The sequence below is a fragment of the Actinomyces marseillensis genome (assembly GCF_900155605.1).
Classification (GTDB): Bacteria; Actinomycetota; Actinomycetes; order Actinomycetales; family Actinomycetaceae; genus Pauljensenia; species Pauljensenia marseillensis.
Genome location: NZ_LT707420.1, coordinates 149,061 through 166,879 on the forward strand (window position 1 = coordinate 149,061; position 17,819 = coordinate 166,879).

Annotated in this window: 17 protein-coding genes; 10 read left to right on the forward strand and 7 right to left on the reverse strand. The window is 58.4% G+C overall.

Translation table 11 applies throughout. The features are described 5' to 3' along the window. Positions 1-7: 7 nt before the first annotated feature. The 4 genes from BQ8011_RS00630 to BQ8011_RS00645 are packed head-to-tail and all read left to right on the forward strand — an operon-like array spanning position 8 to position 3,579. Positions 8-880 (forward strand): SIS domain-containing protein, encoded by an 873-nt coding sequence (locus tag BQ8011_RS00630; RefSeq protein ID WP_072456636.1) that lies wholly within the window; start codon positions 8-10, stop codon positions 878-880. Next, complete coding sequence (locus tag BQ8011_RS00635) at positions 877-1,797, forward strand: ROK family protein (protein ID WP_072456639.1); 921 nt, start codon at positions 877-879, stop codon at positions 1,795-1,797. The genes BQ8011_RS00630 and BQ8011_RS00635 overlap by 4 nt, the downstream gene beginning before the upstream one ends. Beyond that, on the forward strand, positions 1,794-2,720 hold the full coding sequence (locus BQ8011_RS00640) for a 1-phosphofructokinase family hexose kinase (protein ID WP_072456641.1): 927 nt from the start codon (positions 1,794-1,796) through the stop codon (positions 2,718-2,720). The genes BQ8011_RS00635 and BQ8011_RS00640 overlap by 4 nt, the downstream gene beginning before the upstream one ends. Before the next feature lie 22 nt (positions 2,721-2,742). Beyond that, positions 2,743-3,579: a class II fructose-bisphosphate aldolase gene (locus tag BQ8011_RS00645; protein ID WP_072456644.1), complete on the forward strand. Its 837-nt coding sequence runs from the start codon at positions 2,743-2,745 to the stop codon at positions 3,577-3,579. A 94-nt stretch (positions 3,580-3,673) separates the two neighbouring features. Here the strand turns inward: BQ8011_RS00645 and BQ8011_RS00650 are convergent, their stop codons facing one another. Continuing rightward, positions 3,674-5,038 carry a family 20 glycosylhydrolase gene (locus BQ8011_RS00650; RefSeq protein ID WP_072456647.1) on the reverse strand — a complete coding sequence of 455 codons (1,365 nt, stop codon included), beginning with the start codon at positions 5,036-5,038 and terminating at the stop codon, positions 3,674-3,676. Positions 5,039-5,132: 94 nt separating this feature from the next. Between BQ8011_RS00650 and BQ8011_RS00655 the strand changes: the two genes are divergently transcribed. Both BQ8011_RS00655 and BQ8011_RS00660 read left to right on the forward strand, forming a co-directional pair. Further along, positions 5,133-6,110, forward strand: a complete 978-nt coding sequence (locus BQ8011_RS00655) for a 1,4-dihydroxy-2-naphthoyl-CoA synthase (RefSeq protein WP_072456649.1) — start codon at positions 5,133-5,135, stop codon at positions 6,108-6,110. 221 nt (positions 6,111-6,331) lie between these two features. Continuing rightward, positions 6,332-7,957 carry a hypothetical protein gene (locus tag BQ8011_RS00660; protein WP_072456652.1) on the forward strand — a complete coding sequence of 542 codons (1,626 nt, stop codon included), beginning with the start codon at positions 6,332-6,334 and terminating at the stop codon, positions 7,955-7,957. A gap of 95 nt (positions 7,958-8,052) precedes the next feature. Here the strand turns inward: BQ8011_RS00660 and BQ8011_RS00665 are convergent, their stop codons facing one another. From BQ8011_RS00665 to BQ8011_RS00675, 3 genes are all read right to left on the reverse strand, one after another. Next, a complete protein-coding gene (locus BQ8011_RS00665; protein ID WP_072456655.1) occupies positions 8,053-9,234 on the reverse strand; it encodes a hypothetical protein in 1,182 nt (393 codons plus the stop codon). A 202-nt stretch (positions 9,235-9,436) separates the two neighbouring features. Further along, on the reverse strand, positions 9,437-10,462 hold the full coding sequence (fbaA, locus tag BQ8011_RS00670; RefSeq protein WP_034502361.1) for a class II fructose-bisphosphate aldolase: 1,026 nt from the start codon (positions 10,460-10,462) through the stop codon (positions 9,437-9,439). Positions 10,463-10,604: 142 nt separating this feature from the next. Further along, positions 10,605-12,050, reverse strand: a complete 1,446-nt coding sequence (locus BQ8011_RS00675) for a L,D-transpeptidase family protein (protein ID WP_072456658.1) — start codon at positions 12,048-12,050, stop codon at positions 10,605-10,607. A 152-nt stretch (positions 12,051-12,202) separates the two neighbouring features. Between BQ8011_RS00675 and BQ8011_RS00680 the strand changes: the two genes are divergently transcribed. The 3 genes from BQ8011_RS00680 to BQ8011_RS00690 are packed head-to-tail and all read left to right on the forward strand — an operon-like array spanning position 12,203 to position 14,869. After that, positions 12,203-13,531 carry an AMP-binding enzyme gene (locus BQ8011_RS00680; RefSeq protein ID WP_072456661.1) on the forward strand — a complete coding sequence of 443 codons (1,329 nt, stop codon included), beginning with the start codon at positions 12,203-12,205 and terminating at the stop codon, positions 13,529-13,531. Beyond that, positions 13,528-14,451 carry a 1,4-dihydroxy-2-naphthoate polyprenyltransferase gene (locus tag BQ8011_RS00685; protein WP_072456664.1) on the forward strand — a complete coding sequence of 308 codons (924 nt, stop codon included), beginning with the start codon at positions 13,528-13,530 and terminating at the stop codon, positions 14,449-14,451. Before BQ8011_RS00680 ends, BQ8011_RS00685 begins: the two co-directional genes overlap by 4 nt. Before the next feature lie 22 nt (positions 14,452-14,473). Continuing rightward, a complete protein-coding gene (locus BQ8011_RS00690; RefSeq protein ID WP_072457808.1) occupies positions 14,474-14,869 on the forward strand; it encodes a phospholipase in 396 nt (131 codons plus the stop codon). Here the strand turns inward: BQ8011_RS00690 and BQ8011_RS00695 are convergent. From BQ8011_RS00695 to BQ8011_RS00705, 3 genes are all read right to left on the reverse strand, one after another. After that, positions 14,859-15,524 (reverse strand): histidine phosphatase family protein, encoded by a 666-nt coding sequence (locus BQ8011_RS00695; protein ID WP_072456667.1) that lies wholly within the window; start codon positions 15,522-15,524, stop codon positions 14,859-14,861. The genes BQ8011_RS00690 and BQ8011_RS00695 overlap by 11 nt on opposite strands. Before the next feature lie 113 nt (positions 15,525-15,637). Continuing rightward, positions 15,638-15,736 (reverse strand): 30S ribosomal protein bS22, encoded by a 99-nt coding sequence (locus BQ8011_RS00700; protein WP_003792170.1) that lies wholly within the window; start codon positions 15,734-15,736, stop codon positions 15,638-15,640. Between the two features lie 82 nt (positions 15,737-15,818). Beyond that, positions 15,819-16,037, reverse strand: coding sequence for a helix-turn-helix domain-containing protein (locus tag BQ8011_RS00705; RefSeq protein ID WP_009408561.1), 219 nt, complete (start codon positions 16,035-16,037; stop codon positions 15,819-15,821). A gap of 191 nt (positions 16,038-16,228) precedes the next feature. Here BQ8011_RS00705 and BQ8011_RS00710 point away from each other — a divergent pair, with 191 nt between their 5' ends. Beyond that, complete coding sequence (locus BQ8011_RS00710; RefSeq protein WP_072456670.1) at positions 16,229-17,779, forward strand: TrkH family potassium uptake protein; 1,551 nt, start codon at positions 16,229-16,231, stop codon at positions 17,777-17,779. The last annotated feature ends 40 nt before the right edge of the window (positions 17,780-17,819 follow it).

Genomic DNA, 17,819 nt, shown 5'->3' on the forward strand with positions numbered 1-17,819 from the left:
GACACCGATGTCCCTTACCTCAGAAGAAATTAACAGCCAGCCCGAGCTGTGGCGTCGAGTTTGCGAAGTTCCCACCGATGCTCTTCCCAAAGATGGCGAATCAATTGCGGTGATCGGATGCGGAACCTCATGGTTCATCGCCCAGGCCTACACCGTTGCTCGTGAGCGCCAGGGCAAGGGACTCTCGGATGCCTTCACTGCAACCGAATTCCCCTGGGATCGTTCCTACGATCGAGTCGTCTGCCTGTCGCGTTCAGGCACAACAACCGAAATCATCGACATTCTGCGCGGACTGAAAGAACGCGGTGTTCCCAATGTCTTGATCACCGCTGTTGGCAACGGTCCGGCAACCCCCTTTGCTGACAATGAGGTGGTTTTGGACTTCGCAGACGAAGAGTCCGTCGTCCAGACTCGTTTTGCCACCACCGCTTTGGCTTACTTCCGCCACAGCCTCGGAGATGATATTGCGAGCGCCGCAGATGACGCTCAGCGCGCACTTGAGTGCGAAATCCCCCAGCGCTGGGTGGATGCAGAGCAGATCACCTTCCTTGGCACCGCGTGGACCATTGGCCTGGCCAACGAGGCGGGCCTCAAGTTGCGCGAAGCCTCGCAGTCGTGGACCGAGGTTTACCCCGCCATGGAATACCGCCACGGCCCCATTTCGATCGCACAACCCGGCCGTCTCACCTGGGTTTTCGGCGCGGTTCCCGAAGGAATGGCCGATCAGGTTGCTGCAACCGGCGCTGAATTGGTGACCTTCGATGGCGATCCTATGGCTCACCTGGTCGTTGCCCAGCGCCTGGCAGTTGCTCGCGCCGAGGCTCGAGGCCTGAACCCCGATACTCCGCGCCACCTGACCCGCTCGGTGATCCTCAAGTGAACACTGCGGACCAGCAGCTGGCCATCGGGATCGATGTCGGCGGCACCACTATTAAGGGGGTGCTCGCCGACACCCGAGGCAACATCATTGCCACTTCCGAGGCCGTCGCTACTCCGCGCACCGGTGCCGAAGACGTCGTTGCCGCAGCCGCGCGACTGGCCCGCACTCTGCGCGAGGATTCGCCCGAGGCGCCGGTTGGCGCATGCGTCCCTGGGATTATTGACGAAGAACACGGGATCGGTATTTTTTCCGCCAACCTAGGGTGGAAAGATGCCCCACTGAGCGAGATGCTCTCCCAGGCCCTGGGTTCTTTTGTCCCCCTGGGACATGACGTGCGTTCGGGCGCTTTGGCCGAGGCGCTGTGGGGAGTTCGGTGTTCCTCATGCCTCTACGTTGCGGTGGGGACAGGAATCGCCTCGGGACTTGTCATCAACTCCCATCTGGCGCCTGGCGCCCCATGGGCAGGAGAAATCGGTCAGATCCCTGTCCCCCACCCGGACAATCCCTCAGAAATGGTCCCCCTCGAGCGCGTCGCCTCAGCTTCGGGAATTGCGCGACGTGCAATCGAAGCCGGGATCCTTCCCCAGGGCTCGGGCGCGCGCGAGGTCGAAGAACTCGCCAACTCCCATGGGGATTCGTCTCGCCTCGCCCAAGAGATTCTTTCGACCTCGATGAGCCTTCTGGGTGAGGTTCTGGCAACGGTATGTCACCAGGTTGGGGCGATTCCCGTCGTTCTTGGCGGCGGACTGTGCCGCGGCGGCTCTCTTGTCTACGATCCACTGCGCAGTGCTCTGGACAAAGGCTGCACCGTGATGCCCGCTCCCCCGGTTCTCACCGCGGCACTTGGCTCTTCCTCGCAGGCGCTGGGCGCCGCGGCGCTTGCCTTCCAAAGCCACGGAATCGAGGTCGAATCATGATCTGGACATTCACACCGAATCCGGCCCTGGACATTACGTGGCAGGCCCCCGATCAGACTCGGGGACAGGTTCATCGCATTACCGAGTATTCCCAGCGTCCGGGAGGCAAGGGACTGAATGTCTCTCGCGTTTTGGAGCAGCTTGGTGTACCCAACCATGCGACGGGCTTCCTCGGCGGGACCACGGGACAAGCCATCGCCTCGTTAATGGAGGAAATGACCACTCAGGTCACGACGCATTGGATCGACGTTCCCGTTCAAACGCGCCGGTCAATCGCCATGATCGACGGCGAAGCGACGGTGTACAACGAGTCAGGTTTTTCGCTTCCTTCTCAATCCTGGGAAGAGATGCGCGAGCTCTTGAATGCTTCCTTAAGCGCCTCGGATGTTCTGGTTGTTTCCGGTTCTCTTCCCGGGAACACAAGTTTTGAGTCTCTTGAGCCAATTCTTGAGTCTGCCCGCGAGCGCGGATGCCGGATCATCTTGGACACCTCGGGGCCTTCTTTGGTTCAGTGCGCACACTGGGCTGATGTTTTAAAGCCCAACCACCACGAGCTCCTCGATGCGACCGGCGCGTCTTCCATTGAGGAAGGGGCACGTACCTTGCTCGAGCTTGGCCCCACATGGGTGTGTGTCTCACGCGGAGAAGAAGGGATGGACCTTTTCTCCGCCCACAGCCACTGGCATGCCGAGGCGGGCGTTGTCCTTGAAGGAAATCCGACCGGTGCGGGTGATGCTTGCGTTGCCTCCTTGGCCCGTTCGCTTGCTCAGGCCGGGGATGACCTTGAATCCATCATTTCCACCGCAATTGCCGAGGCCGTCGCTACCTCGGCCGCCGCAGTGACTATGCCGGTCGCCGGAGAAATCGATTGTCCGCTTCGCGAGGAATTACTCGCACGTATTACCCCCATTCGTTTGTCTTAAATTCACAAGAAAGTAGGTCACAATGCTTGCTGATACCGCTGTACTCGCACGCGAGTGCGCCGCGCGCAAGGTTGGCCTTGCCGCTTTCAATGTGGTCCTTCTCGACCACGCCGAGGCCTTCGTTCAGGCCGCTGAAAACACCGATCTGCCGCTGGTCCTGCAGCTGTCACAAAACGCAGTGAAGTACCACGGCGGCCGTCTGCGCCCCCTCGGGCGGGCTCTCCTTGAACTCGCAGAAGCCTCGTCCGCGCAAGTTTCAGTGCACCTGGACCACGCAGAAGACACCAACCTCTGCCGCGAGGCCATCGAGCTCGGATTCACCTCGATCATGTACGACGGCTCTAAGCTCCCCGATGCACAAAACCGTGAAACCACCGCTGAAATTACGGCTTTTGCGCACGAGCACGGCGTGAGCGTTGAAGCGGAACTCGGCGAGGTGGGCGGCAAGAACGGCGTCCACGATCCTTCTGCACGCACCGATCCCCATGACGCGGCACAGTTTGTTGCCGACACCGGCGTAGATCTTCTTGCTGTCGCAGTGGGCTCCTCACACGCCATGGCAACTCGTGAGGCGGTCCTCGATAACGACCTGATTTCCGCAATTCACCAGGCAGTTCCGGTTCCCCTGGTACTTCACGGTTCTTCGGGCGTACCCGACGAAGGCATGGTTCAGGCCATTCGTGCAGGGATGACAAAGATCAACGTCTCTACACACTTGAATGTTGTCTTCACCGCTGGAGTTCGCGAGATCCTCAACGAGAATCCATCCTTGGTTGATCCGCGCAAGTACGTTGGCCCGGCAACTCGTTTGGTTCAAGAAGAAGTTGAGCGCCTCATGCGCTTGTACGCCCAGGTCTAATAACTGAGCGCTTTTCCTCGCCGCCCAACGTTTGGAATGCGCGTGCGGGTGACGACGATGCCCTCCCCAAATCGGGGAGGGCATCACCTTGTTGCTACTTGATGTACCAGCCGCGGCCTCGCCACAGCGCCTCAAGACCTGCGAGACGCTCGAGGAAGTCCTCCCAGCTTCCACGGGGACCACCAGCCCAGGCGACCTCAGCAAGGCCCGCTAAGCGCGGCAGGAGCATTTCCCACACATCTTTTTCGCGACGGAGGGTCTCACTCCACAGACAGGCCTCGACGCCTTCGATCCCTTCACGATCCACGCCTTCGCAGATCTTCTCTGGATCCCAATCCCACGCATTCTTCAGAGGAAGAATACCGGCCCAGGTGATACCGAGCTTTTGTTCGGGGTATTCCTTCATATCAAAGTAGGCCTTGGGGCCGGGCGACATGATTGCACGCACGCCGCGCGCAACTGCGCGAGCGATAGAGTCGCCCTCGAGGTCGTCATGCCAGACCTGCACGAGGTCTCCTTCGCCCAGAAGATCCGCTGCTTCCTCCCATGCCAAAGCGCGCTTGCCCAATGCATGGATGCGTTCAATCTGGCTGCCAACGATGATCGGGTAATCGCCCTCTGCGGTCGAGAAGGACTCATCCCCACCGATGTGGATTCCCGCGGGAGAGAAGGGAGCAAGGGTCTGGACGATTGCTTCGAGGAATGCTTGCGTCGCCGGGGCCTTGGTGGACAGCGTTGAAAAGCCTACTTCTGTGCCCTCATAGAGTGGGGGGCATACGCCGTCGGAGTTAAGACCTTCAATAGCGTGAAGCGCTGCGTTGACGTGCCCCGGGATATCGATCTCGGGAATAATCGCAATCATCCGCGAGCGCGCTTCTTCGACCAACGTTTGATAGTCCTCGAGGCTGTAGTATCCGCCTTCTTCCCCGCCAACCGCACAATCAGAAGAGCGCTCGATGAGCTCGGGGAACTGTGGAATTTCAATACGCCAGCCCTGATCGTCACTGAGGTGCAGATGCAAGATATTTAGCCCCAGCTCGCTCATCGCATCCATGACACGCACGATCGTGGGAACACCAAAGAAATGGCGAGAGACATCAATATGCAGGCCGCGATGCTTGTATGCGGGGTAGTCAAAAATTTTCACAGCGACGGGCTCGTGGTGATGATTGGCGATCGCCAAGGTATTCAGCCTTCTTAGGCCTCGCGAAAGTCCAAGTTCGCTGATCGCACTCACCTGCGCCGCACCGTTGGACAGGTTCAAGAGGTAGGCCTCGCTGCGCTGCCAGCCGGCTGGGAGCTCGCAGGGGGCGACTGCGGCCTCGAATTCTTCTTCGGTACACAGGACAACCGAGGGGCTAATTTCTGCCCATGTTGCATCAGCGGGGTGGGGTTGTGCTTCTTCAATGAAGACTGGAAGAGGGACAAGTCCGGGAATTACGGACAAAGAGGAGGACATCAATGGGCTCCTTTAGGCGGACGCATAATATGTGAACCCCCCTATCCTAAAACGTGCCGGGACCAAGTGGTAGCGGGTCGGTATTCTTGGCTGTATGAGTGCACTGGATTTTGTTTCTGACACCTTTGACCCCACGCGCTGGCGCGAGGTTGAGGGCTTCGAGCTCACCGATATGACCTACCATCGGGGGATTTCCCGAGGCCCTATCGACGGCGCCCCCAAAGGCGCGGATCTGCCCGTCGTTCGCATTGCCTTCGATCGTCCTGAAATTCGCAATGCATTCCGCCCACATACGGTTGATGAACTCTACCGTTGCCTTGATCACGCGCGAATGACCAGTGACGTTGCCGCCGTCATTTTGACGGGGAACGGCCCCTCCCCTCGCGACGGCGGCTATTCGTTTTGTTCGGGAGGCGACCAGCGCATCCGCGGCAAGGATGGCTACCGCTATGAAGTTGAGGGAAGCGAGGCCTCGGCACAGGTAGAAAAGAGAAGGGAACAGATTGATCCCGCGCGGGCGGGAAGACTCCACATCCTCGAGGTTCAACGCCTGATTCGCACGATGCCCAAGGTTGTTATTGCTGCCATCCCCGGGTGGGCAGCGGGAGGTGGGCACAGTCTCAATGTCGTTTGTGATCTCTCCCTTGCTTCGCGTGACCATGCGGCCTTCATGCAGACCGATGCAAATGTTGGGTCTTTCGATGCCGGTTATGGTTCGGCGCTCTTAGCACGTCAGGTGGGAGATAAACGCGCTCGCGAGATCTTCTTCCTTGCTCGCCGCTACGATGCGGATACGGCCGCGCAATGGGGCGTCGTCAACGAAGCGGTTCCCCATGCGCAGCTGGAAGAAACTGCACTCGAGTGGGCTCGCATCATTGCAACAAAATCTCCTCAGGCCATCCGAATGTTGAAGTTCGCTTTTAATTTGGCCGATGACGGCTTGGCGGGGCAGCAGGTCTTTGCGGGGGAGGCAACGCGGATGGCCTACATGACTGACGAGGCTCAGGAAGGCCGAGATGCTTTCATTGAGCACCGCGAGCCAGATTGGTCCCCCTATCCTTACTATTTCTAATAAGACTAATCTTTCAGTACCTCTTCAGGGTCTGCGAATCTCAGACAGGGGTTGCGATCCATGACATTTTTAGCTGAATTTTAGGGAAAGTCACAGCTCTGATACACTCCTGTATCCCAAAACCTTGACAAACCCTATAAACTAGTACTGCCGTTAACATAAAGTGCGTGTTAGTGGTGCACGCTCCCATCGTGCATTCCACTTAGAACGAAAGGGCCTATGTGAGAATTCACTTAGGAACGCGATCCTCCCACAGGGCGCCGTCGTATCGACAGGCTCCCCGGGTTTCGCGCGCCCTGATTCTCCTGACATCGGCAGCAATCGGTTCATCTTTCACGGTCATGTCCCTGCCGTGGGCACCTGCCCTTGCAGATGTGGATCTCTTCCCCTCAACGACCGTCTCAGTAGCTCCGGGCAATGGGCATATGAGCGCAGACAAGACCGACGAGGTTTACGCTGCCGCTCCTTCAGCTGATTCAACAGAGCCGGCTCAGACTTCGCGTACTGCTTCTATCGGGACTTCTTCCGACGCCGTTGTCTTGGACGGGGACTCCGAACTCGGGAGGCGATTCGCGCGTACTCCCTACGAAAAGGCAGAGATCGTTGTCGAAGGCGCTGAGTTCGCACCCGAAGAAAAGCTCCCAAACCAGACTCCCGCAGTGACTTTGGACGAGCTTGACCCCGAGCCGACCCCTCAGGGCGATCCTTCTATTGGTGATTTCACCGGTCACGAAGGCCAGACTTGGGCCGAATCCCATGCAATTCCGTCGGCTAATGCGACCTCCATCAAAGAAATCGACGAGCTGAATTCGATCCCCACGATTGACTCCAGCCTTTCGACTCCGGAAATTCTCGTCGCTTCGGGTGAGATCCGGACAATGACTTTTGAACTCAGCAATGTCGGTAACGACGTTCGCGAGCTCGAAATTGAAGGTGTTTTCTCCAGTAAGGCGCCGGGTGCCCAGACCTTGACCTGGACCCTTGAATGCACGACGGATGGCGGAGCAAGCTGCCCGAACTTCGCTGATGAGCGTTCCGCTGCTTTTACCTCCGATAAGGAAGTTCCTCTCTTCCACTCGGTGGTCAATATGCCTCGGGATTCAAAGATTTCGATCGTCGCACGCATTCGCCAGAGCGCGCCCAGCTGCTCGCCAGATTCGTCTAGCGAAACAACGACTAAGTTCCACTGGAAGCGTCTGAGTAGTGACGAATCGCGCTGGACCGAGCTGGAACTCAGTGGCCAGCTGAGCTGCCCCGCGCCCGTCCCTTCAACGACGCCGACTCCGTCTCCCTCTGCGTCTGTAAGCACGTCAGCGCCTACACCGACTGCAACTGCTACGCCAACGAAGAAGGCAACCCCCACCGCCTCCCCGAATACGCGCGTTCCAGCAACAGTTTCCCCGACTCATCAGAATCCGGGGCGTGTGATCGTCCAGCCCAGGCCTCGTCCGAATACGGACCACCGTACTCCGGCTCCCGCCCGCGTCGTTCGAGTGTATTCACCACAGTCGCCGAACCGTCCTAGCGCTCAGAATTCTTCGCGAAACAACGGGGCGACTGCGAACCGCTCGCAATCTCCTCAGCAGAACAGCAATCGTGCGGCTCAGCGCAGCACCAACGCCCCTATCGCACCGATCAGTCCCGCGACTGCCGCTCCTTCAGCTTCGGCCGCATCTAATTCCACTGATGCCGGCGTAGCAAATCCCCCGTCCAGCTACGCATTCAACGCCGATGGTCGCCGCGGTGGCCTCATGAGCGATGTTGAAGCCAACAGTGCCGTCGCGGTTGCCGCGCTTCTTGTCACTGCTGCGGCTGGGGCTCTTGCAACTTTCCACAAGGGAAAGTAACCCAGAAACTTTTCCTCATCCGATCCAGGGGATAAAAACTGCCGTCCACACCTCACCAGAGGCATGGACGGCACTGTTTTATCAGTTTCGCAGTCTCAGCGACGGTGGAACTTCGATCGCATCACGCGCGCGAGTGCGATCTCAGCAAATGCATCCACAAGCATGGCCCCGCCAAAGACTCCCGCAAAGATCTTCCATCCAGAGCGAGGCTTGGGGGTTTTCACTGTCGAGACAAGCATGGACGCACCGACAGCCGCCTCCAAGGTGGCAAGCGTTGAGATGATCCACGGGCGCTCAGAAACGACTGCCATATAGGCCTTTTGAATCGCTGTCTGCGCATCCTCAGTGCTGGTCATCATGATGTCAACACTTCGTCCGATCGCATTTGAAATTCCGCGAGCGGCATGCAGGACCGCGCCTTCAACATCGCTTGCTTCGATGGTCCCCGAGAGGAACTCGGCGACGCCATGAGGAAGAGCGAGAGCTTGGACGACCCCAGTGATTGCCTCCGCGCCGCGGAGTTCTTGAGCTGCCAGCAGTGCGTCAACATCGGCTCCAGGAACGTGGGCTGCAATCTCGCGCAATGCGGGACGGTCCCCTACCAGGTCGACGACGGCCGGATCAACGGCCTCGGCAGAGGAAGAACCAACAACGATGCGAACCGTCATTCCCCAGTTGTAGGTGAGCACATGCTCGAGGTGGTCGTCGGTGACGAGGTAGAGATGCAAATCGCCGTCGGTCATGGTCAGAGAGACCAAGGGGAGATCGCCGAAGTTCCATCCGGACTTTTCTTCCGGAATCTCAGCGAGGAGGGCACGATAGCCATCCTCGAGCTCGATGTCAGCAACGTCAACGCCTTCGAGGGCTGCGAGCAAGGGCACCGACGAAGCGGGGGTACGGCCGATTTCGACAATGCGGACGGGAGTTTCAGTGTCGTCAACCTCGTCGGGGAGGAAATCAGCGAGCGGGCTCTCATTCTGAGACAGTGCGTCAGCGTGTTCAGATCCCAAACGAACTTCGGCGTTGAAGCGCTGGGCAAGATCCTGGGCAAGCTCGGTGACCGTAAGACCCGGCACAGCCTCGGTTGATCCTTCAGTAATAGTCGCAACGCGGCCATCTGCCACTGCGACGTTGAGTCCTAGGAGTTGGGGGGTGGCTTCAAACCATTCAAGCTGGACCAGAACATCCTTCTCGCGAAGTGCCTGGGCAACCTCGGCGGGATCAAGCTGGGAAGCGATCATCATGCCCTCAACGCGGGTCCATGGTGCATCAGTCATCTTTGTCTTCCTTCCGTCAGACCCTCGGTGGTCCTTCGACTTGGTTCAAGTCTAGCGTCTCTATTCTTCGAAATTGACTGTGGCTCTACAAATTGGGATGGACGCGTCTTGAACATGAAATTTGAGTCGCCGCATTCAAAATAAAAAGCAAGGTGGGGGCACCCTTGAGGTACCCCCACCAGATGTGCTTGCTCAGAAGCGATCAGCGCATCTTGGTGCCGACCGAGCCGAGGCGCTCAGCAGCTTCAACGACGCGTGCAGCCATGCCGGCTTCCGCTTCCTTGCCCCATGCGCGGGGGTCGTACTTCTTCTTGTTGCCGACCTCACCGTCAATCTTGAGGACGCCTTCGTAGTTGGTCATCATCCAGTCGACGACCGGGCGGGTGAAGGCGTACTGGGTGTCGGTGTCAACGTTCATCTTGATAACGCCGTTGGCAACTGCCAGTGCGATCTCTTCGTCGGTCGAGCCGGAGCCACCGTGCATGACCAGGTCGAAGGGACGGTGATCCAGACCGTAGTGAGCGGCGACCTCTTCCTGGATGGTGCCCAGGAGTTCGGGACGCAGCTTGACGTGGCCGGGCTTGTAAGCACCGTGCACGTTGCCGAAGGTCAGAGCGGTGATGTAACGGCCGTTCTCGCCTAGGCCCAGAGCCTCAACGGTCTTGATGGCATCTGCGGTCGAGGTGTAGAGCTTCTCGTTGATTTCGCCAACGACGCCGTCTTCTTCGCCACCCACGGCGCCAACTTCGATCTCGAGGACGGTGTGGGAGTCAACTGCGAGCTGGAGCAGGCGCTTGGCGATTTCCAGGTTCTCATCGAGGGCGATAGCGGAGCCATCCCACATGTGGGACTGGAACCAGGGCAGACGACCTGCCTTAACTTCCTCGGCCTCCATGTGCATGAGCTGCTCGGTCCAGGAATCCAGGTTCTGCTTTGCGCAGTGGTCGGTGTGCAGTGCGATGGTGACGTCGTAGTTCTTTGCGACCTCACGCGCGTAGGCAGCCATTGCCAGAGAGCCGGCGATACGGTCCTTGACGGTGGAACCTGACCAGTATTCTGCGCCACCCACGGAAACCTGGATGATGCCATCGGATTCGGCATCAGCGAAACCGCGAAGTGCAGCGCTCAGAGTCTGAGAAGAGGTCACGTTAATTGCCGGGTACGCGAACTTTCCGTCACGCGCACGGTTGAGCATTTCGTTGTAAACCTCAGGGGTTGCGATGGGCACAGGAGCCTCCTAATTGATGACAACATCTGTCAGGAATTATTCTCCCACATTTGTGCCGGAAGATCACCGGACTATTGGCCCCATCGCGTGATCTTTTCGTGACATATTCCCCAGTCAGAAAGAAGTCACGCGGATTTGCGGCTCAGTAGTGGGACATGACCGGAGTTCCAATCTCCGACCATTGATAGACCCAGCGTGCTTCGTCAACGGGCATATTGATGCAGCCGTGCGAGCCTCCCGGGCCACTCCAGCCAAAGGAGCTCTGCCAAGGAGCACCGTGGAAAGCGTAAGAACCGGTCCAATAGGTCACCCACGGGACGCCCTTGGCACAGTAGGGCCAATCCGGAGTACAGCCCATGTCTTGTGCTTGGTACTTGAGGTAAACGTTGTACAGACCCGTCACGGTCTCATGGCCGGGAGAACCCGGAACAATTGCGACTGGACCATGAACCACTGTCGCGCCTTCATAGGCAGTTACAGAGTTGTTTCCGAGGTTAATCTCGAGCCACTTCTCTCCCGGTGCTGCTTGATACACCAGCTTTTCTGCGCCATCTGCGATCAGTTTGCGCTCATAAGTCGCAGGAGTCGTGTCGTAGCTGAACTCGCCTTTAAATTCGCGATTTGCCTTGAGCGATTCAATAACAGAAGACGAGAGGGCATCAAGGTCCTTCACCTTGCGACCATCAACAGCCTTCTTCGGGGTTTGGACAATATCGCCAGCGGAATTCACGTTGTGACGACCATTCACAGGCTCGCGATTGGTGCTTTCCCCCTGAGTACGAACCCACTCACGTACGCGCTCATCGTCAATCGTCGGTTGATTCAAGGTACCGTTTTCGGCGGCCGAGATCTTGACCCAGCCAACGCGAGCCTTCGCATCGGCCTTGATCACGTCCTCACCATCGGAGATCTCAACGGGGATCTGCGCCAGCTTATTTGCGCTCTCGGCGATCCCCTGTGCCGTGTGGTCGTCAACGACGGGAGACAGATTCGAGGCCGCAAGTTCGAGGTCTCCCCCACGCAGCATGCGAGCGGCATCGCCAAGGGCTGAACGAAGTTCTTCGTAGGCAACTCCACGGCCAGCCTGCGAAGAGGTTGCCACGAAGGATTCCTGGTCCTCCGCGGGATGCACGCTGGCATCAACGACCGGTGTTCCCAGGGAAGAGGCAACCTTATTCGACAGGTCCCTGAGCTTGACGTCGTCGACTGTGACTGCAGCGGGGACGTCGTGATGAACTGCAAGCGCTTTGAAACGTTCCAAGATGCTCTTATTCGGAGCAAGAGCTTGCTCAGCGCTCCCCTGAGAATCAACGGTCATGCCCATGTCAGCAAGCGCGAGTTCAGTCGAATGCCCTTCAACCTTGAGGTTGACCTTCATCCCGGCGGCGCGCTCATCGACCATGGAGACAATTTCATCGCGAGTCATTCCCGAAACGGACTGTCCGGCCACGGTCACATTGGGCAGAGCACGCGCCGAGTAGTGCACTGCGTAAGCGACAGCCGCAGCGATCAGCGCAACGAAGAAGACCCCAAGCGAGACGCCAAGGATCAGAGGCTTGCGTGATCGGGAAGAAGTATGTTCAGTCATCGTCCCTATCCTACCGATTTCACATTGTTTTCGCGATAAACTCACAGCTTCGCACCCACGAAGCCTTGCCGCGCGTAGCTGATTGTTTCCTGGTACCCTATTTCCGCTGTTCAGGCGTACCGTTAAAGAAGGCGGTACCGGGGAGGTAAAAAGTGAGTGACCTTCGTCTTCTTGTTGTTCCGGGGGGCACCTCCCCGGCATCTGTAGCTATGGCGCACGCTTCCTTGCACAAGCTCGTTGAGCTGTATGAAGAGCACCAGGCCGATCCCAGCCATCCAGCGCCGCGCACCGTTGTTGTGATCCGCGATCCCGCCCAAGTGCCACCTTCAAGCCTGCGCGCAGCCGTGACTACGCCTCGTGAAGCATTTCCACCCGAGCTCTATCCCGAACTCGCTGACCGCATCGACGATCCCAACCTCTTTGACGGGATCGATCTTGTCCTCGCTTCCTCAGGATCCTCTGGCGAACCCCAGTTGGTCGGGCTCTCCATCGAGGCTCTCTTGGCCTCGGTCAAGGCTTCTCATTCCGCGCTTGGTGATCCTGGACGCTGGATCCTCGCTCTTGCCTCGCACCACATTGCGGGCGCCCAAGTCCTCATGCGCGCGGCAGCCACAGAGATTTCTCCCCAAATCGTCGATTGCACCCACGGATTCAACCCGCAGGATCTGCTTCCGGCCATTGCAGGTGCTACCTCCGATCCTGAGCTTCCGGGCTATCTGTCCTTGGTCCCCACCCAGTTGGCAACCTGCCTCGATGCTGGAGGCGAGGTCCTCGCGGCAATGGCGAAACTTCACACCATTTTGATCGGCGGATCTCGTTTGGATCCGGCTTTGCGCGCCCGCGCAGAAGAAGCAGGCCTCCACATCGTCGAATCCTTTGGAATGACGGAAACATGCGGCGGCTGCGTCTACGATGGGGTTCCCCTCCCCGGAGTGCTGGTCCGCACTCTCGACTGGGACGGAGCAACCCGCATCGCCATCGCGGGCCCCGTGCTGCTCACTCGCTATCTCGCCCGGGACACTCCCTTCCACGACGAACTCGGCACACGCTGGTTCATCAGCGGAGACACCGGAATGATTGACGCGGGTGGACGCCTGAAAGTCATGGGGCGCGCCGACGATGTGATCATCTCCGGAGGCCTCAACATCCCGCCTATTCGGGTCGATGATGCTCTCAAGAACGTGTCCGGAGTTAAGGACGCGTGGTCGGTGGGACTTGATGATGAGAAGTGGGGCCAAGTCCTCTCCTGTCTGGTCGTCCCCGAGGCGCAGACTTCTTTCCCACCCGCCCCAGACTTCGTTGAGCATTGGGGCCACAAGATCCGCGAGGAGGTCGCGAACCAGATCGGTCGACCGCAAGCACCTCGCCGCGTCATTTTCGTTCCCGAGATCCCCCAGCTCTCATCGGGCAAGGTCAACCGTCTTGCAGCGCGCGCCCTTGCCGAGTCTCTGACCGGCAGCGATTCAGAGTGGCGCCGATGAGTCAGGCAAGGCCGGGCGGGGCGACTCTTGCGGACTGGATTGAAGGGGCCAGGCTGCGTACTCTTCCCGCAGCCGCTGCCCCCGTCATTGTGGGTGTGGCCGCCGCCTACGCTCTGGGCAGCTTCCACCCGCTCCGCTCCGTCCTCGCACTCAGCGTCGCCCTACTCCTCCAAATTGGAGTCAACTACTCCAACGATTACTCCGACGGGATCCGCGGGACGGATGATCAGCGCAGCGGTCCCCAGCGCCTCACCGGGTCGGGGCTTGCTCGGCCTCGAACTGTTCTGAGTGCAGCACTTGGATGCTTTGCGGCAGCCGGCGTACTCGGATTGATCCTGGTCGCGCTTAGCGCAGCATGGATCCTCATTGCCGCCGGCATCGCAGCCGTTGCCGCAGCCTGGTTCTACACGGGAGGGAAGCATCCCTACGGTTACATGGGCATCGGGCTATCCGAGCTCTTCGTCTTCGTCTTTTTTGGCCTGATGGCAACCGTTGGGACAACCTGGACGCACACCCCTCAGGCTCCCTGGTGGCTGTGGCTCATGGCCTCGTGCCTAGGATTGCTCTCGGTTGCCATGCTCATGGTGAACAATATCCGCGATATCCCAACAGATAGCGCGAGCGGAAAGAAGACTCTTGCGGTGCGTTTGGGACAGCGGACCTCACGCTGGATTTATGCGCTGTGTCTTCTCTTCCCCATCACAGTTTTTGCCGCTCTTCCCCAGGCCGTTGGCACTCCTGTGATCGTGTGCATTCTGGCCTCAATTACGTGGCTTTTGGCGATTACTCAGCCCGCGTATCTGGTCCTCAGCGACCTGCGCGGGAAGGGACTCATCATGGTCCTTAAACACACGGGTTTCTTGACCTTGGGCTGGGCCATCTTCGTGAGCGCCCTTTTGGTCTCAAGTACATTTGCTTGATCACCTGCTTTACACTCGAAGCATGGTTCGCGTTCTTTTTGTTATCGCCTGGTTCGCTGCATCGGTCTACGCAATTTCAGACTGGGCGACAACTCCTGCCGATCGCATGCCATTGAATCTTCCACGAATGACCTGGCTGATCATCTTGGTCGTCACGGTTCCTTTCCTCTCCTTGGGTGCGCTTGCGTGGATCATCCTCAAGGCTGTCGCGAACGCGGAACAACGTCAGGAACAGGGCTCTCCAAAAGCTCCAGCAGCGCCCGATGATGATCCCGAGTTCCTCTTCCGCCTCGAACGCGATCTCCAGATGAAACGCAAGCGCGAAGAAGAGAAGAAAAATACAGAAAACCCCTCCACCGCAGCCGATGGAGAGGATTCTGATTCCGGTGCGGAAGAAGGCCCGACACCTAGCGCTTGAGCTGAGCCTCAGATACTCCCGGAACCATGTCCGAGGCCTGGGAGAGCAGGTGCGCAGCGGGCTCCGTGTAGGTCATCCCAACCAGCACGTCGTCGTCGAAAATGAGTGATGTCAGCGAGGCAAGAGAGCACTGACGAGACAGCGGCGAGTGTCCTAAAGGCTGGTGGCGGATTAAACGCTGAAGCGAAACAATCGGCATCTGGTGCGAAACCAGCAGGGCCTCGTGACCGCGAGCTTCACGCAGTGCACGGGCAACCGCGCGGGTCATGCGCTGTGCGGCGTGAGCGTAGGATTCTCCCCACGATGGACGCAGAGGATTGACGTAGTAGCGCCAGTATTGCGGTTGCGCCAAAATCCACCGGTTTGCGTTCACCGCGACGCCCTCAAAAACGGATTCCGCTTCGATCAGGCGGTGATCGTGTTCGATTTCGAGATCGTAGGCCGAGGCCGTGGGGGCTGCTGAGAGTTGGGCGCGCAGCAGGGGCGAGGCGACGACGTGGGTGATGTCCGCGTTGGCATCCACCAAGTAGTCTGCGACGGCTTCGGCCATTTGGTGACCAAGATCGGTAAGGCCATAGCCGGGAAGGCGGCCATACAAAATACCTTCGGGATTGTCGACTTCGCCGTGACGCATCACGTGAATGACGGTTTTCATTTCACAAGCCTTTCGTGGCTCCCATCATCGACACGCGGGCAGAACGCGAGAAGAGGAGGGAATGGAGGAGATATGCCGAAGGGCCCCACCTGTGGAGGGACCCTTCAAGAAGATCACTTCTTGTTGCGACGCTGGTGACGCGTCTTGCGCAGCAGCTTGCGGTGCTTCTTCTTCGCCATGCGCTTGCGGCGCTTCTTAATGACGGAGCCCATGGGGTTCCTCCCTCGAGTGTGTAGGTGCGGCAGAGGTGACTACCGCCTGACGTCAGGTGCCAAAAGGCACAGCAGGTTTATATTACCCGTTAATCCCCGCAACGCGTTCATCGATGTGATCAGTCAGACCGGCACGGATCAGCTGTCCCACAGCCGACTCGGGTACGCGGAAGCTCTTGCCTACGCGAATTGCCGGCATCTCTCCGCTGTGAATCAAACGATAAACAGTCATCTTCGAGACGCGCATAATGTCCGCCACCTCAGATACCGTCATAAAACGCGGGGCAGAGTGCTGATCCATTGATGACTCCCAGACGTGCAAAGATTATTTCCGTCCTATGATACGTGATTCACTCCCCCAAAATGCAACTTTCTCCACTTCAATTTCATGTAATTACTTCAGCCACCTGTGTCACGTTATTCACAAACGTTTCAGGCGTTAGACTTTTGGGGCACTAGGATGAGTGTTAACGAGTGAAAACGGGAGGTGACATGGCTCGTTCTAACCGACGCCGAGGCGTGCGTCGCGGGATACCCCGTCGACATTCTCCTAGCTCCCATGCTCGGGCTCTTGAGCACCGTTCGAGTGACTATTCGACCGCGCCACTTGCTTCCGAAGATCGTCCCTCTCCCGCCGTTGTTTACCCGCGTGGAGTGAGTCCTCGGGTTCTTGAAGACTCGGGACCATGGATGCGCTTCCGCGTATGGTTTGCTCGTCAAGCTCGTTATTCTCCCGCTCGGCTGGCATTGATCGTCTTCGTCATGCTCATTGCCTTTATTACTTCGCTTCTTGCGCTCCCCATTGCAACAGCCTCGACGGAACGCGCACCCTTCATCGATATTCTCTTTACGGCAATTTCTGCCGTCTGCGTCACTGGCTTAACCGTCGTCGATACCGCAACATATTGGTCACCCTTTGGCCAGTCGGTCATCGCGCTGGGTATCTTCATCGGCGGCTTGGGGGTCGTTACCCTCGCGACCATTTTGGGCTACGCAGTGTCACGCCAGCTCGGCCTCACCCAGCGCATGCTCGCGACAGTCGAAACAAAATCAAGTGGCATGGGGCAACTGACAGCGCTCCTCAAAGCTGTCATCTTTACCTCCTTAAGCGCGCAGATCGTTCTGACCTTCGCCTTCCTCCCACGCTTCATCACTCTTGGCCACGACACACTTGTGGAATCTTTCTTCCACGCAATGTTCATGGCAATTTCGGTTTTCAATAACGCTGGTTTTGTGATTCTCAGTGGCGGCCTCAGCCCCTATCACAATGACTGGTGGATGCTCGGACCGATTATTCTGGGGACCTTCGTGGGCGCTATCGGTTTCCCGGTGATCCTCGATCTTTCGCAGCATTGGCGTACCCCGTCGAAGTGGGCGCTCCACACAAAGCTCACACTTTCGACCTACATTCTTCTGACCTTCTTCGGGACCATCACCCTTGCAATCACAGAGTGGACCAACCCCTCAACGCTGGGTGACCTCGATGTTTCCTCGAAGCTTCTCAACGCGCTTCTGGGCGGAGTGAACGCTCGCTCATCCGGGCTCTCCGCTCTCGACGTCGGGCAGATGCGCCCCCAGACCCACTTCATCCAAGACGTGCTCATGATGATCGGTGGCGGCTCCGTGTCAACGGCAGGCGGCATCAAGGTCACCACCTTCGTGGTTCTTTTGCTCGCTGCTGCTGCAGAGGCACGAGGCGATCGCGACATCGAGGTCTTCGGCCGCCGCATTTCCCACGGTGTTCTTCGCCTCGCGGTTGCGGTCACTCTCATGGGTTCTCTCCTTGTCGGCCTCTCGACGGTCATCCTGCTCTCACTGACCGGTTACACCTTGGATGTCGTCCTCTTTGAATCGATATCTGCCTTTGCGACAGTGGGGCTTTCAACGGGGATCACCCCCGCGCTCCCGGCACTGGCAAAGTACGTACTGGCTGCACTCATGTTCGCCGGACGTACCGGAACAATGACTCTCGCGGCCGCGCTCGCCCTGCGCGATCGGCCTCGTGCCATTCGCTTCCCCGCAGAAACTCCCCTCATCGGCTAGCCCCAGCCCGGCCTCGTCCCTTATTGATTCCAACCAAAAC